This window comes from Immundisolibacter sp. (assembly GCF_014359565.1).
GTDB lineage: Bacteria > Pseudomonadota > Gammaproteobacteria > Immundisolibacterales > Immundisolibacteraceae > Immundisolibacter.
This window is the reverse complement of the sequence record NZ_JACIZD010000023.1, coordinates 13,196-27,971: the sequence shown is the minus strand read 5'-3', so window position 1 is coordinate 27,971 and position 14,776 is coordinate 13,196. Positions and strand designations below refer to the sequence as shown.

12 protein-coding genes are annotated in these 14,776 nt (G+C 68.3%); 7 read left to right on the top strand and 5 right to left on the bottom strand.

Translation table 11 applies throughout. The features are described 5' to 3' along the window. Positions 1-287 (bottom strand): transposase (locus H5U26_RS14545; RefSeq protein ID WP_290618280.1); only part of this gene is annotated, 287 nt, incomplete at its 3' end. Between the two features lie 236 nt (positions 288-523). Between H5U26_RS14545 and H5U26_RS14540 the strand changes: the two genes are divergently transcribed. Together H5U26_RS14540 and H5U26_RS14535 are read left to right on the top strand one after the other, a co-directional pair. Continuing rightward, the gene (locus H5U26_RS14540; protein ID WP_290620967.1) at positions 524-1,873 is read left to right on the top strand and encodes an aromatic ring-hydroxylating dioxygenase subunit alpha; all 1,350 of its coding nucleotides are present in this window, start codon (positions 524-526) and stop codon (positions 1,871-1,873) included. A 1-nt stretch (position 1,874) separates the two neighbouring features. After that, positions 1,875-2,378 carry an aromatic-ring-hydroxylating dioxygenase subunit beta gene (locus H5U26_RS14535; RefSeq protein WP_290620965.1) on the top strand — a complete coding sequence of 168 codons (504 nt, stop codon included), beginning with the start codon at positions 1,875-1,877 and terminating at the stop codon, positions 2,376-2,378. Between the two features lie 92 nt (positions 2,379-2,470). On the opposite strand, the gene glgA is transcribed toward H5U26_RS14535, so the two are convergent. Beyond that, positions 2,471-3,928 (bottom strand): glycogen synthase GlgA, encoded by a 1,458-nt coding sequence (gene glgA / locus H5U26_RS14530; RefSeq protein ID WP_290620963.1) that lies wholly within the window; start codon positions 3,926-3,928, stop codon positions 2,471-2,473. Further along, entirely contained in the window at positions 3,925-6,090 is a 2,166-nt protein-coding gene (gene glgB, locus H5U26_RS14525; RefSeq protein WP_290620961.1) for a 1,4-alpha-glucan branching protein GlgB, read from the bottom strand. Before glgB ends, glgA begins: the two co-directional genes overlap by 4 nt. Positions 6,091-6,175: 85 nt before the next feature. Here glgB and glgC point away from each other — a divergent pair, with 85 nt between their 5' ends. The 4 genes from glgC (at position 6,176) to H5U26_RS14505 (ending at position 10,977) form a co-directional block, all read left to right on the top strand. Continuing rightward, complete coding sequence (glgC, locus tag H5U26_RS14520; RefSeq protein WP_290620959.1) at positions 6,176-7,447, top strand: glucose-1-phosphate adenylyltransferase; 1,272 nt, start codon at positions 6,176-6,178, stop codon at positions 7,445-7,447. Further along, positions 7,437-8,867 carry a 4-alpha-glucanotransferase gene (gene malQ, locus H5U26_RS14515; protein ID WP_290620958.1) on the top strand — a complete coding sequence of 477 codons (1,431 nt, stop codon included), beginning with the start codon at positions 7,437-7,439 and terminating at the stop codon, positions 8,865-8,867. Before glgC ends, malQ begins: the two co-directional genes overlap by 11 nt. 99 nt (positions 8,868-8,966) lie before the next feature. Further along, positions 8,967-9,686, top strand: coding sequence for a glycoside hydrolase family protein (locus H5U26_RS14510; protein WP_290620956.1), 720 nt, complete (start codon positions 8,967-8,969; stop codon positions 9,684-9,686). A gap of 163 nt (positions 9,687-9,849) precedes the next feature. Further along, positions 9,850-10,977, top strand: a complete 1,128-nt coding sequence (locus H5U26_RS14505; RefSeq protein ID WP_290620954.1) for an HDOD domain-containing protein — start codon at positions 9,850-9,852, stop codon at positions 10,975-10,977. Positions 10,978-11,057: 80 nt separating this feature from the next. Here the strand turns inward: H5U26_RS14505 and H5U26_RS14500 are convergent, their stop codons facing one another. Beyond that, positions 11,058-11,873 (bottom strand): pyruvate, water dikinase regulatory protein, encoded by an 816-nt coding sequence (locus tag H5U26_RS14500; protein WP_290620952.1) that lies wholly within the window; start codon positions 11,871-11,873, stop codon positions 11,058-11,060. Between the two features lie 26 nt (positions 11,874-11,899). Continuing rightward, positions 11,900-13,420: a LysM peptidoglycan-binding domain-containing protein gene (locus H5U26_RS14495; RefSeq protein ID WP_290620950.1), complete on the bottom strand. Its 1,521-nt coding sequence runs from the start codon at positions 13,418-13,420 to the stop codon at positions 11,900-11,902. A gap of 170 nt (positions 13,421-13,590) precedes the next feature. Here H5U26_RS14495 and H5U26_RS14490 point away from each other — a divergent pair, with 170 nt between their 5' ends. Continuing rightward, positions 13,591-14,766, top strand: a complete 1,176-nt coding sequence (locus H5U26_RS14490) for an NAD(P)/FAD-dependent oxidoreductase (protein ID WP_290620948.1) — start codon at positions 13,591-13,593, stop codon at positions 14,764-14,766. Positions 14,767-14,776: the final 10 nt, after the last annotated feature.

Sequence of the window (14,776 nt, the reverse complement as noted above, 5' to 3'; positions counted from 1 at the left end):
CGGGCGAAGAAGGCCGATGCTTTTTTTAGGATCGACACATCCTCGCGCAACCGCTGGTTCTCACGCTCCAGCTGGCGGATGCGTTCCTGCTCGGCCGTCAGCGGCTTGCCGATGCCCGGCTGACCAGCCTGCTCGGCGTCGTACTGCGCCAGCCAGCGGCGCACCGCGCTGTTGACCAGGTCCAGGTCACGGCAGACCTGGCCGACGCCCAGGCCCTGGTCGCGGATCATCTGCACGACCTGCAGCTTGAAGGGGCTATCGAAAGTTCTACGGATGCGGGGTGTCATGTCTTCAGGTTCCTCAGGGGGGATGGATGATCCCCTATCGAGGTGTCCACTTCGATTGGACCAGGACACTATCTGGTGGGCGTGCTCCTGTAAAGCACCCCAACCGATCGGCCGGTCCGCCGTTCGGACGCCGCTTGACGGCCGTCAATAGGCCCTTGTTCGGCGCTGTCACGCTTGGCACCTGTTCCAAACCAACGGTGCGCTGCTGTGGCGTGCCGCCCGATCAGGAGTGCCCCATGCGACCGGAAGACCTGCGTTGGCGCGTTGTCGACAAGCCGGGTGAAACCTTCAAGGTTCACCGCTCGATCTACACCGACCCCGATATCTTCGAGGCCGAGCTGAAGCACATCTACGAGGGCAACTGGATCTACATCGCCCACGACAGCGAGCTGCCGAAGCCCAACGACTACATCACCACCGTGATGGGTCGCCAGCCGGTGATCATCAACCGCGACAGCGACGGCCAGCTGCGCGGCTTCGTGAATGCCTGCAGCCACCGCGGCGCCAACGTGTGTCGCAAGCGCAAGGGCAACGCTAAACAGTGGGCCTGTCCGTATCACGGCTGGGTGTTCGACAATCGCGGCGCCCTGCTGGACATCAAGAACGAGGCCGGCGGCGCCTATCCGGCCGGGTTCAGCAAGGACGCCTACGGCCTGACGCCGGTGCCGCGGGTCGAGTCCTACCGCGGCTTCATCTTCGCCAGCCTGAACGCCGACGTGCTGCCGCTGAAGGAGCACCTGGCCGGGGCGGCGATCTTCCTGGATATGTTCGCCGACCAGTCCGAGCAGGGCCTGGAGGTGCTGCCCGGCCAGTCGGTGTACACCCACCACGGCAACTGGAAGATGCAGGCCGAAAACGGCGTCGACGGCTATCACGTGGATGTGGTGCATGCCTCGTATTTCAACCTGGCCGCGCAGCGGGCCAAAAAGGCCGCCCAGGCTGCCGGCAAGGACGAGGTCAAGGCCATCCAGGTGCTCAATCCGCAGCTGGCCAACGGCAACTATGACCTCGGCAACGGCCATGTGCTGATCTGGTTCGATGTCGCCAACTACCGCGACCGGGCCGCCGGCATGCAGTTCGAGAGCCTGGTCGAGCGTTTCGGTGAGCCGCGCGCCCGCTGGATGGCCGCCCGCCTGCGCCAGGTACTGATCTACCCGAACGTGATCCTGTTCGACGGCATCTCCACGCAGATCCGCAGCTGGCGCCCGCTGTCACCGGACGAGACCGAGGTCACCGTCAAGTGCATCGCCATGAAGGGCGAGTCGCCCGAGCAGCGGCGCCGCCGCCTGCGCCAGTACGAGGATTTCTACAGCGCCAGCGGCCTGGCCACGCCGGACGACCTGACCGAGTTCGACGCCTGCCAGTCCGGTTACTACGGGCGCAATGCGCAGTGGCAGGATTTCGATCGCGGCATGGCGCGGCGCATACCGGGGCCGGATGGGTATGCAAAGGAGGTCGGCATCGAGGCGCGCGTGAGCGCCCCCGACGCGGCCGACGAGACCCTCTACCACGGCGAGTACCGGCACTGGCTCAGCACCCTGTGCAAGGGCCTGGAGCGCGACGCCAAAGCCCGCGAGGTGGCCTGAGATGGCAATCGACATTCAACTGCTGGCCGAAGTCACCGACTGCCTGCTCGAAGAGGCGGCGTGTCTGGATCAGCGCCGCTGGGACGACTGGCTGGCGCTGTACGAGGACGACTGCGTGTTCTGGCTGCCGGCCTGGGACGACGATGACGTGCTCAACGAAGACCCGGACACGCAGCTGTCGCTGATCTACCTGGAAGGCAAGGCACGCCTGGAGGAGCGCATCTGGCGCATCCGTTCGGGTCTGTCCTCGTCGCTGCTGCGCATGCCGCGCGTGACGCACCTGGTGACCAACGTGCGCCTGGCCGGGGTGCGCGACGGCTGCCAGCTGGTCAGCGCCAACTTCCAGACCGATGCCTTCAAGCACGATGAAAAGCGCGTCGATTTCTTCTTTGGCACCTACCAATACGCGCTGCGCCGGCGGGCCGAGGGCTTCCGCATCGTGCACAAGAAGGTGGTGATCAACAACGACATCATCCCGCGCCAGCTGGACGTGTTCAGCGTTTAGCCAGGCCGGCGCCGGCCCTGGACCTTGCCCAGTGGCAAGGTCCAGGGTCGGCGCCTGCGCGTGCGGATGGTCCGGCGGTTTAGGCTGGCGGCTCAGGCCGCCAGCAGCTGCCGGTACAGGGTGAGGTAACTTCCGGCGGCGCGCTGCCAAGAGTGGTCCTGCGCCATGCCCGTCAGCTGCAGCTGCCGCCACGGTGCCCCGGCCCGGTACAGGTCCAGGGCGCGCTGGATGGCCTGCGCCAGCGCCGCGCTGCTGGCCGGCTCAAAGACGATGCCGGTGGCGCGGCCGGCGGCCAGGTTGGCTGCAGTAGCGTCCACCACCGTATCGGCCAGCCCGCCCACCGCGCGCACGATCGGCACCGTCCCGTAACGCAGGGCGTACAGCTGCGTCAGGCCGCACGGCTCGAAGCGCGACGGCATCACATAGGCGTCGGCGCCGGCTTGGATGCGGTGCGCCAGGCCCTCGTCGTAACCGGCCTTAAAGGCGATCTGGCCGGGGTGCTGGGCGGCGGCGGCCGTCAGCGCCGCTTCGTATTCGGCCTGTCCGCTGCCGAGCACCGCCACCTGCACGCCGGCCGGCAGGCTGCCGAGCGCCGCAAGCAGCAGGTCGACGCCCTTTTGCTCCACCAGGCGGCTGACCATGCCCAGCAGCAGGGCGTCCGGTTCGGCGGCAAGGCCAAGCTCGGTCTGCAGCGCCGCTTTGTCGATGGCCTTGCGCTCGAGGCTGTGGGCGTCGTAGCGGGCGGCCAGCGCCGGATCGGTGGCCGGGTTCCACAGTTCGGTGTCGATGCCGTTCAGGATGCCGACCAGCACCGCCGAGCGGTAGCGCAGCAGGCCATCCAAGCCGCAGCCGAACTCGGCGGTCTGGATTTCCTGCGCATAGCGCGGGCTGACAGTGGTGATGCGATCGGCAAAGGCCAGTCCGCCCTTGATCAGGGCCAGTTGGCCGTAGAACTCCAGCGCGTCCGGCGACCACCAGTCCGCGGGCAGACCGAGCGTGTCCGCATCCGCGCCCGCCACCAGCCCCTGATAGGCGAGGTTGTGGACGGTGAAGACGGTCCTTGGACGTTTGGGCTCCAGGCTGAGCAGGGCCGGCAGCAAGCCGGCCTGCCAGTCATGTGCATGCACCACGTCGGCGCGCCAATCCGGTGCAAGATGGCCCAGCGCGAGGGCCGCCGCGCCGCGGCAAAACAGCGTAAAGCGCGCCGGATTGTCCGGCCAGTCCTGACCGGTGACGTCCTGGTAGGGGTTGCCGCTGCGCTCGAAGGCCGTCGCCTGGATCAGGTAAACCGGCAGTGGGCGGCCGCCATCGATCGGCAGTTCGGCCTGGAGCAGGGTAAGCGGTGTCCCGTACAGGGCCGAGCGGGCAATGGCGCGCGCGGTTGGCACAGCCGCCAGGGCGGCGGGGTAGGCCGGCAATACCAGTCTGGCATCGACGCCGACGGCGCGCAGTGCGGCGGGCAGGGCGCCGACCACGTCGCCCAGGCCGCCGGTCTTGATGAGTGGATAGGCCTCGCTCGCCGCCAGCAGAACCCGCGGGCGCCGGCTCACGGCAGTTCCAGCACCAGCGCCGCCAGCGGCGGCAGGTCCAGCGTGATCGACCACGGGCGGCTCATCCACGGGATGCCCTGGGCGTGGGCACCGCTGTTGCCGACGTTGCTGCCGCCGTAGTACGCCGAGTCCGAATTCAGAACCTCGCGGTACCAACCAGGCCGGGGCACGCCCAGGCGATAGGCATGGCGCACGACCGGCGTGAAGTTGAGCACCACCAGCAGCGTGCGCCCGTCGCCGTGGCGCAGGTAGCTGATCACCGACTGGGCAGCGTCGTGGCAGTCCACCCACTCGAAGCCCTGCGGCTCGAATTCGTGCCGGTGCAGGGCCGGGTGCTCGCGGTACAGGCGGGCCAGGTCACGCAGCAGGTCGCGCACGCCGCGGTGGGTATCAAACTCCAGCAGCGGCCAGTCGATCGCGGTGTCGTGGTGCCACTCGCTCCACTGGCCGAACTCGCCGCCCATGAACAGCAGCTTCTTGCCCGGAAACGTAAACTGGTAGGCGTACAGCAGGCGCAGGTTGGCGAATTTCTGCCAGTCATCGCCGGGCATCTTCGACAGCAGCGCGCGCTTGCCGTGCACCACTTCGTCGTGGCTCAGCGGTAGCACGAAGTTTTCCGTGTACGCGTACAGCATGCCGAAGGTGAGGCGGTCGTGGTGGTACATGCGGTGCACCGGATCGTGCTGGAAATAATCCAGCGTGTCGTGCATCCAGCCCATGTTCCACTTCAGCGCGAAGCCCAGGCCGCCGGTCCACGGCGGGCGCGAGACCTGCGGCCAGGCGGTGGATTCCTCGGCGATCATCAGGGCGCCGGGGTTCTGGCCCTGCACCACGCCGCACACCTCGCGCAGGAACTCGACTGCTTCCAGATTTTCGTTGCCGCCGTAGCGGTTGGGCAGCCACTGGCCGGGCTCGCGCGAGTAGTCCAGGTACAGCATGGAGGCGACCGCGTCCACGCGCAGGGCATCGACGTGATAGGCCTCCACCCAGTGCAGGGCGCTGCCGATCAGGAAGCTTTTGACCTCGGCGCGGCCATAGTTGAACACCAGCGTGCCCCAGTCCGGGTGCTCGCCCAGGCGCGGGTCCTCGTGTTCGTAAAGCGCCGTGCCGTCGAACCGGGCCAGCGCGTGCGCGTCGCGCGGAAAGTGCGCCGGCACCCAGTCCAGGATCACGCCGATGCCGGCCTGGTGCAGGCGGTCGATCAGCAGGCGCAGGCCGTCCGGGTCGCCGTGGCGGCTGGTCGGGGCGAAATAGCCGGTGCACTGATAGCCCCAGGAGGCGTCATACGGATGCTCGGTAACCGGCAGCAGCTCGACGTGGGTGAAGCCCAGATCCGCGACGTACGGCACCAGCTGCTCGGCCAGCTCGGCGTAGCTCAAGAACCCGCCATCCGCGCGCCGCCGCCAGGAGCCCAGGTGCAGTTCGTAGACGCTCATCGGCGCATGCCGCCAGTCGCTTTCGGCGCGCCGCGTCAGCCATTCCTGGTCGCCCCATCGATAGACGCTGTTGGCGGTCACGCGACTGGCGGTGCTCGGGCGCAGTTCGCCGGCGCGGGCGTAAGGATCGGCCTTCAGCAGCAGTCCGCGGGCGGTACGCAGCTCGAACTTGTACAGCGCACCGGCCGTCACGCCTGGCACGAACAGCTCCCACACGCCGCTGTCGCCGCGGCAGCGCATGGGGTGCCAGCGGCCGTCCCAGCCGTTCCAGTCGCCGACCGCCGATACACCGTCGGCATTCGGTGCCCAGACCGCAAACAGCACCCCGTCGATGCCGTCCACCTGCCGCGGATGGGCGCCCAGGAAATTCTGCGGATGCCAGTGGCGACCCTCGCGCAGCAGGTGCAGGTCGAACTCGGCCAGTTGCGGCAGGAAGGTGTACGGATCAACCGCCTGGCGCGCGTGGCCGGCGGCGTCCTGCCAGCACACCGTGTAATGCTCCGGTAGGGAGCGATCGCCAGGATTGCCTTCGAAAATGTCGCTGTCCGGCAGGCGCCGCAGCGGCGTGTCAGGCGCATCGCTGAGCCAGACGCGCCGGGCGCCCGGACAGCACACGCGCAGCGCCGCGCCGTGCCGGCCGAGCAGCGTGAATGGGTCGTACAGGCGGCCGTCGGCGAGGCGCCGCAACTCCGCCGTCGGCAGTTCTGGAATGCTTGTTGCGTTCATTCGACTTGGCTCAATTCGCTGCGCGTTGCCGCATGGTATCAATGGCACATTGTGGCCCCCTCACGATCAACCGGAGACGCTTCGCATGAACGGTGCCAAACGGCCAGAACGCTTCATCAGCGAACTGACGCGCGACACCCTGGCGCTGATCCTGGCCGGCGGGCGCGGCAGTCGCCTGGAACAGCTGACCCTGTGGCGGGCCAAGCCGGCGGTGCCCTTCGGTGGCAAGTTCCGCATCATCGACTTTCCGCTGTCCAACTGCGTCAACTCGGGCATCCGCCGCATCGGCGTGCTGACGCAGTACAAGGCGCACTCGCTGCTGCTGCACATCCAGCGCGGCTGGGGTCACTTGAGCGGCCAGTTCGGCGAGTTCGTGGAGCTGCTGCCGGCCCAGCAGCGGCTGGAGACCTCCTGGTACGCCGGCACGGCCGATGCAGTGTGGCAGAACCTGGACATCATCTCGGCCCACAACCCCGAGTATGTGTTGATCCTGGCCGGCGACCACATCTACAAGATGGACTACGGCCCGATGCTGGCGGCGCATGTGACGGGCCAGGCTGACGTGACCGTGGGCTGCTTCGAGGTGCCGGTCAGCGAGGCCAGCGGCTTTGGCGTGATGGGCGTGGACGAAGACATGCGCATTCACAGCTTCGTCGAGAAGCCAGCCGAGCCGCCACCGATGCCGGGGCGCAGCGACGTGGCGCTGTGCTCGATGGGCATCTACGTGTTCAACACACGTTTCCTGTTCGAGCAGCTGTACAAGGACGCCGACACGCGCGGCTCGAAGCACGATTTCGGCCACGACATCATCCCTGGCCTGCTGGACCGTTACCGGGCCTTCGCCTATCCGTTCGTCGATCCGGTCACCGGCGGGCAGGCCTATTGGCGCGACGTCGGCACGCTGGACGCCTACTACGCGGCCAACATGGACCTGGTCGGCGTGACCCCGGAGCTGAACCTGTACGACACCGAGTGGCCGATCTGGACCCTGCAGGAGCAGGTGCCGCCGGCCAAGTTCGTGTTCGACGACGACGATCGCCGTGGCATGGCGGTGGATTCGGTGGTGTCCGGCGGCTGCATCATCTCTGGCGCCACGGTGCGCCGGTCCCTGCTGTTCACCGACGTGCACATCGAGGCCGGCGCGCAGGTCCAGGAATGCGTTGTGCTGCCGCAGGTGAAGATCGGCGAGGGCTGCCGCATCCGCCGCGCCATCGTTGAGCGCGGCTGCGTGATTCCGCCGGGCATGGTGATCGGCGAGGATCCGGCTGCCGATGCGCAGCGTTTCAGCGTCACGCCCGGCGGCGTGACGCTGGTCATTCCGGAGATGCTGGGCCAGGCGCTGCACCATGCCCGGTGAGCGACGGGCTGGCGTACTGCTGCATCCGACCTCCCTGCCCGGACCCTTCGCCCGCGGCGACCTGGGGCACGAGGCCTACCGTTTCGTCGAATTTCTGGCCGCCGCCGGTTGCAGCGTGTGGCAGATGCTGCCGGTCGGTCCGGCCGGCGACGGCGGCAGTCCGTACCAGTCCACCTCCGCGCATGCCGGCTGTCCCGAGCTGATCAGCCTGGACTGGCTGCGCGATCGCGGCTGGCTGCAGGCGGTCGATCCGGCACGCTCACGCGCCGAACACCTGCAGGCGGCCGGCGCTGCGTTTTGCGCTGCGCCGGCGGTCGATTTTCCGGATTTCTGCATCCGCGAGGCGCACTGGCTGGAGGACTTCGCCCTCTACAGCGCGCTCAAGGTGGCGCATCGCGGGCTGGCGTGGACCGCTTGGCCTAAGGGCGAGCGCAACCGCAACCGGCGGGCGCTGGCCAGCGCCCGCGAGCGTCACGCGGCGGCGCTGGCGCAGGTCCGCTTCGAGCAGTACGCGTTCTTCGCCCAGTGGCAGGAGCTGCGCGACTACGCCCACCGGCACGGCGTGCGCCTGTTCGGTGACCTGCCCCTGTTCGTGGCGCACGACAGCGCCGACGTGTGGGCGGCCCCGGAAGCCTTTCTGCTGGACGAAAACGGCGAGCCAACCTTCGTGGCCGGCGTGCCGCCCGATTACTTTGCCGCCGATGGCCAGCGCTGGGGCAACCCGCAGTACCGCTGGGACTGGCACGAGGTCAACGGCTTTGCCTGGTGGCGGGGGCGGGTCGGCACGCTGGCCGGGCTGTTCGATCTGCTGCGCATCGATCATTTCCGCGGCCTGGAGGCAGTGTGGATGATTCCGGCCGAGGCTCCGACGGCCGCCACCGGTTTCTGGCAGCCGGTGCCCGGCGCGCGACTGCTGGCAGCCATACGGGAGGCGCTTCCCGACCTGCAGCTGGTGGCCGAGAACCTGGGCATCATCACGCCCGAGGTCGAGGCCCTGCGCACGCAGTTCGACCTGCCCGGCATGGTGGTGCTGCAGTTCGCCTTCGACGGTGATGGCAGCAATCCGCACCTGCCGCACAACCACGTGCGTGACGATGTGGTGTACACCGGCACGCACGACAACGACACCACGCTGTCCTGGTTCAGCGGCCTGCCCGACGCCACGGCGCAGCGGGCGCTGGATTATCTGGGCCAGCCGGGGGAGGCCATGCCCTGGCCGCTGATCCGCGCGGCGCTGGCCTCGGTGGCGGCACTGGCGGTGCTGCCGATGCAGGACCTGCTGGGCCTGGGCGGCGCGGCGCGCATGAACACACCCGGCACGACGATCGGCAACTGGGGGTGGCGGCTGGCGCCGGGGCAGCTGGCGCCCGCCCTGGCGGCGCGCCTGCGCAGCTTGCTCGATCTGTACGGGCGCGCCTGACCGGCCGCGTGCGCCGAGCAGGTGTGCATAATGACGGTCCTTCGTCGGACGGGACCGTACATCGGGAATGTCTGATTGGCCCAGCAGGAGCACGCGTGCATGTCCCGACCCGTGAACGATGCAGGTCTCGACCTGGTGCGCACCTTCGAGGGCCTGCGTACCGATGCCTACCGCTGCCCGGCGGGCGTATGGACCATCGGCTACGGCCACACCGGCGATGTGCAGCCCGGCCAGAGCATCACCGCCAGGCAGGCCGAGAAAATCCTGCGGGACGATCTGGCCGCCTGCGGCGGGCAAGTCGAAGGCCTGATCAGCGTGCCGCTGTCGGACTGCCAGTACGCGGCCCTGGTCAGCTTCGTGTTCAACGCCGGCGCGGGCGCGCTGCGCAGCAGCACCCTGCGGCGACGTCTGAACGCCGGCGACTACGACTGCGTGCCCAGCGAACTGGCCAAGTGGGTCAAGGCCACCGATCCGAACACCGGCCGCAAGGTGAGCCTGGCCGGTCTGGTCAGGCGCCGTGCGGCCGAGGGCGAGCTATGGCTGCGCGAGGCCGGGGACGACGCCTTCCGCGCCAGCCCCGACATGCCGCAGCGGGTGGAGGCCGACGAGTGGCGCGCCACCAGTCGGGTCAATGCGCGCTCCGGGCTGCGCCTGCGCAGCGGGCCGGGGCTGGAGCACGAGGTATTGCGCCTGCTGCCGCTGGGCACGGAAGTGTTCGTCGAACGGGAAATCAACGGCTGGGCCGCGGTCGACCTGGAAGGCGATGGCGCCATCGACGGCTACCTGTCGCAGGCCTTCCTGGCTCCTGCAATGGTGTGAACCCCCGCATGTTAGGTTGGAGACCCTGGAGTGCGGGCGGGCGAAGCCGTTCACGCCCGACGCGACGGTTCGTTCGCGTGATGGCGCCGTGCCGGATGATTGAGCCCACGACGGTGCCAAGCCATTACCGCCGTCACTGACCATCGCCCGCGCAGGAACTGTCGTGTCATACCTCGTAGTGAGTGGATTGCTTGTCGCCGTGCTCGTATTCCTGTGGCCGGCGATCCGTTCGGCCCGGCCCGAGCGCAAGCGAGCGGCGTCCCGGTCGCGGCGTTTGTCCCGCAGTACGGCCACCAAGGCGAGCGGCGACCTGGCAGGGACCGCATCGACGACAATTCCGACGCCCGCGGCCGGCGCAACGCCCGCCGCCGAGCCAATCGCCGCTCCGGTCCTGCACCTGCTCGACTACGACATGCTGGCGCCGGATGTTGCGCTGCAACTGACAACACTGGTCGATGCGCTGCCCCGGCCGCGCGGCATCATGCTGCAACTGGTGCAGGCCGGTGACGATCCGGCCGAGGTGGCGCGTGTCGTCGCAACTGACCCGGCCACCGCCGCGCTGTTGCTGCGCACGGTCAACTCCGCGCAGTTCAACCTGAGCCGCGAAATCGTCAGCGTGCAGCACGCCATCACGTTTCTGGGTGCCAACCTGGTGCGTGACATCGCGGTGCACCACTCCATGGCGATCCCCTTGGATACCCGCAACCTGACCGCAGAGCGCATCTATCAGGGGCTATGGCGAGACAGTTATCTGGCCAGCGGCATTACGCTGGTGTTGGCGCAGCGTCTGCGAATGCCGTCGCCCTCCATTCTGGCCACGCAGGCGCTGCTGTTCAGGCTGGGCGATATCGTGCTGGTTTCACATCATCCGCAGATGGCGGACCTGTATCACGCCGATCCGGACCTGATCGAGCTGGTCGATCAGACGCAGCAGCGGTTCGGGTTCAATTCCGCCATGATCGGCGCGCACCTGGCGCAGGTCTGGGGTTTGCCGCCACAACTGCACACACTGCTGCGGTGCAGCCTGGCTCCGCTGGTGGGGGGACCGGAATCAGTGGCGACCGACATTCTGCCCGGCGTGGCGCTCGGGCATTTCTCCACGCGGTTGGCGCGGGCGCTGTCGCGGCAGGTCGATTTCGATCTGCCCGGTGCATTGCAGGTCATGTTCGCCCGTCCGGAGGCTTACTACCTGGCGGACTATATGGCGGCGATCGGTATCGACGACGTGCACGCAGTGCTGGGCGAGCCGGCCGTCGAGCGCCGACTGGCCGGGCTGCCCGGCCGCCGTTAGGGCAACGCCGAAGTTCCCGGCGTTTCTCCAGGATCACGCAGCAGTATTCGTGTCTCGCCCGCGCAGGGACGGGATGAGCGTCAGAAAATGCGTCGCTTCAGGCCGAACTGCTGGATGACGGTGGTCGCGATCTCCTCGATCGACTTGTGGGTCGAGTCCAGGTGCGGGATGTTCAGGCGCTGGTACAGCCGCAGCGCCTGGCGGGCCTCGAACTGGCACTGCGGCAGCGAGGCGTAGCGACTGCCCGGCCGGCGTTCCTCGCGGATGCGGTGCACGCGCATCGGGTCGATGCTCAGCCCGAACAGCTTGCCGCGGTGCGGCAGCAGGGACTTCGGCAGGGTCTGATTTTCCAGATCGTCCTCGGTCAGCGGGAAGTTGGCGGCCCGGATGCCGAACTGCAGGCTCAGGTACAGGCTGGTCGGCGTCTTGCCGGAGCGCGACACGCCGATCAGGATGATGTCGGCCTCGGCCAGGTGTTTGCCGTCCACGCCGTCGTCGTGCGCCAGGCTGAAGTTGATCGCCTCGATGCGCTCCTCGTAGTCGCCGGATTCGGGCGAGCCGTGGGTGCTGCTGGCTTGATGGCGCGCCGCCATGCCAAAGGCGCTCTCCAGCGGTGCGATGAAGGTTTCCAGCACGTCCAGACACAGCACCCCGGAACGCTTGATCACGGCCCGCAGCTCGTCGTCGACGATGCTGCACAGCACGATCGGCGGCTCCCCGACGGCAGCCACGGCGCGGATGCGCGACAGCACCTGTTCGGCCTTCTGCAGGCTGTCGATGAACGGGATGTCGACCCGCTCGATGTCCGCACTCGGGAAATGCGCCAGCAGCGCCTGGCCGAGCGTCTGCACGGTGATGCCGGTCTGATCGGAGACGAAGAAAACGCTGCGTGTCATGGGTCGACGGCCGGGAGCAAGGCGGCTCAGCTGCCGCCGCGGATCACGGTCAGGCGATCGCCCGGCTTCAGTGCCTGCGTGCGCAGGTCGCCGTTCCAGCGTTGCAGCTGCTCCAGGCTGACGCCGAAGTTCTGGGCGATGCGCCAGGCGGTATCGCCGGAGCGCACGGTGTAGGTCTCGCGCCGGGTGGCGTCCGCCACGGCAGTGAGCTCGGCCGGGCGGAATATCGACACCGTCTTGCCCACGGCCAGTGCGTTGCCGGCAAGGCCCGGATTGCAGGCCGTGATCTGCTGGGCGTCCACCTGGTAGCGACGGGCGATGCCCCACAGCGTGTCGCCGGCCGCGATTCGATGCACGACCCGCTCGCCGTCGCAGCCGCGGCGCGGACCGGGCCGCATATCGGCGGCATAGGCCACCGGAATCATCAGGTCCTGGCCCTGTTTGAGCATGCCGGTGTGCAGGCCGTTGGCCTGGCGCAGGGCGGCGATGCTCACCCGGTAACGATTGGCGACGCCGGTCAGGGTCTCGCCCGGCTGCACCTTGTGACGCCGCCACTGCACGCGTCGTTGTGGCAGATCGGTCGCTGGCAGGCCGCTCGCGGCGGCCAGCAGCGGCGTGGCCTGGCGCGGCAGGATGGCCAGCTGTTGCCGCGCCTGCTCGGCGACCTCGACCGGCACCAGCAGGCGATGCGGGCCGCCAGGTGGCGTGCTGCCGCGGTGAAAGCCGGCGTTCAGGGCGCGGATGTCGTCCGGGCTCAGTGCTTCCACCGCGGCCAGCAGGTCGAGCCGGATCGGGCCTTCCACGGCGACGGTGGTGAAGTAGGGCGCATTCGGAATGTCCGGCAGGCTCACCCCGTAACGGGTGGGGTCCTCGACCAGCTTGCGCAGGGCCAGCAGCTTGGGTACGTAGCAGCGCGTCTCGTCGCGCAGTGGCAGGTCCAGGAAGCTCGCACCAAGTCCCCGGCCGCGGTTGCTCTGGCACATGCGCGAGATGTAGCCCGGACCGCCGTTGTAGGCGGCCAGCGCCAGTGTCCAGTCGCCGTTGAATTGTCGGCCCAGCGCGTCGAGGTAGTCGAGCGCCGCGCGGGTGGAGTCGATGACGTCGCGGCGCTGGTCCACCCAGGCGGTTTGCTGCAGGCCGTAGTCCTTGCCGGTCTCGGCCAGGAACTGCCACAGGCCGACCGCGTCACTGCGCGACACGGCATTCGGCTGGAAGGCGCTCTCCACGATCGGCAGCAGTGCCAGTTCGGTCGGCAGGCCGCGTTTTTCGACTTCGTTCAGGATGTGGAACAGGTAGCGACTGCCGCGCCCCCAGGCGTTCTCGAGGAATAGCGGGTGGTCCACGTACCAGCGCAGCTCGGTGTCGATCTGCGGGTCGTCCGGCATGTCGATGGCAAAGCCGGCGCGCAGGCGTTGCCAGATGTCGATTTCGCTTTCCGTGGCGAGTGTCGCCGCGGGTGCAGTGTTTTTCCGGGCGGTGCCGGCGGAGTCTGGTCGTTTGGCGTGTCCGCCGCCGGGGGTCGAGCAGGCGGTCAGGATGAGCAACATGCCGGCTGCCGCGAGCAGCGCGCCCACCCTGACCGCGTTCGGAAATGATTTTGTCGCAGAACGCATGGGGCGGAAGTGTACTTGTGAAAGCGGCCCGATCGGCACTGGCCGATGCCGGCCGTTGGGACCGCGACGCGGCAATCCTGCCGTCCGGGCCGGATAATTCGCCCATGCATTACGACGTGCTGATCATCGGCGGCGGCGCCGCCGGCCTCATGTGCGCGGCCGTGGCCGGGCAGCGTGGCCGGCGGGTGCGGGTGGTGGAGCACGCCAGCCGGGTGGGGAAGAAAATCCTCATGTCCGGCGGCGGGCGCTGCAATTTCACCAACCTGGGCACCACGCCGGACAATTTCCTGTCGCAGAACCCGCATTTCTGCAAGTCGGCGCTGGCCCGCTTCACGCCGTGGGATTTCCTCGCGCTGGTCGAGCGTCACGGCATCCGGTACCACGAAAAGGAACTCGGCCAGCTGTTCTGTGACGAATCATCACGGCAGATCGTGAACATGCTGCTGGACGAGTGCGCCGCCGGCGGGGTCCAGATCAGCGTCGGCTGCGCGGTGCAGCAGGTCCAGGGCGGCGAGGGCCGCTACACGGTGCACACCGCGCATGGCGTGCTCACCGCCGCGTCACTGGTGGTGGCCACCGGCGGGCTGTCGATTCCGCGCATGGGCGCGACCGGCTTCGGTTATGCGCTGGCCCGGCAGTTCGGTCACGGCGTCCTGCCGACCCGCGCCGGCCTGGTGCCGCTGACGCTCAGCGGCACGCACCTGGACCACTACGCGGACCTGGCCGGCGTGTCGCTGCCGGTCGAGAGCCGGTGCGACGGGCAGCGCTTCAGGGGCGGACTGCTGTTCACGCATCGGGGTCTCAGCGGACCGTCGATCCTGCAGATTTCGTCCTACTGGCAGCCGGGCGAGCCGCTGACGCTGAATCTGCTGCCGGACCTGGATGCAGGCGCGTGGCTGGCCGACCAGCAGCGCCACCGACCCGGTGCGGAACTGAAAACCCTGCTCGCCGAACTGCTGCCCAAGCGCCTGGCGCAGCGCCTGTGCGAGCGCTGGCTGGAAAATCGGCCCCTGCGCCAGTACCGCGCCGACGAATTGCGCGACATCGCCGCGCGTCTTGCGTCCTGGCCCGTGACGCCGAGCGGCACCGAAGGCTACCGCACGGCCGAGGTCACGCTGGGCGGCGTCGACACCCGCGAGTTGTCGTCGACGACCATGGAATCGCGCCGCGTGCCGGGTCTTTATTTCATTGGCGAGGTGGTCGATGTCACCGGCCACCTGGGTGGCTACAACTTCCAGTGGGCATGGGCGTCCGGCGTGGCGGCCGGGCGGGCGGTTTGAGGGTCGCAAT

Bases quoted from the DNA above. Each gene is read 5' to 3' on its own strand.
- H5U26_RS14510 (WP_290620956.1), top strand. From the start codon at position 8,967: ATGTCCCGACCCGTGAACGATGCAGGTCTCGACCTGGTGCGCACCTTC.
- glgB (WP_290620961.1), bottom strand. From the start codon at position 6,090: ATGAACGCAACAAGCATTCCAGAACTGCCGACGGCGGAGTTGCGGCGC.
- H5U26_RS14500 (WP_290620952.1), bottom strand. From the start codon at position 11,873: ATGACACGCAGCGTTTTCTTCGTCTCCGATCAGACCGGCATCACCGTG.
- H5U26_RS14540 (WP_290620967.1), top strand. From the start codon at position 524: ATGCGACCGGAAGACCTGCGTTGGCGCGTTGTCGACAAGCCGGGTGAA.
- H5U26_RS14495 (WP_290620950.1), bottom strand. From the start codon at position 13,420: ATGTTGCTCATCCTGACCGCCTGCTCGACCCCCGGCGGCGGACACGCC.
- glgC (WP_290620959.1), top strand. From the start codon at position 6,176: ATGAACGGTGCCAAACGGCCAGAACGCTTCATCAGCGAACTGACGCGC.
- H5U26_RS14490 (WP_290620948.1), top strand. From the start codon at position 13,591: ATGCATTACGACGTGCTGATCATCGGCGGCGGCGCCGCCGGCCTCATG.
- H5U26_RS14535 (WP_290620965.1), top strand. From the start codon at position 1,875: ATGGCAATCGACATTCAACTGCTGGCCGAAGTCACCGACTGCCTGCTC.
- malQ (WP_290620958.1), top strand. From the start codon at position 7,437: ATGCCCGGTGAGCGACGGGCTGGCGTACTGCTGCATCCGACCTCCCTG.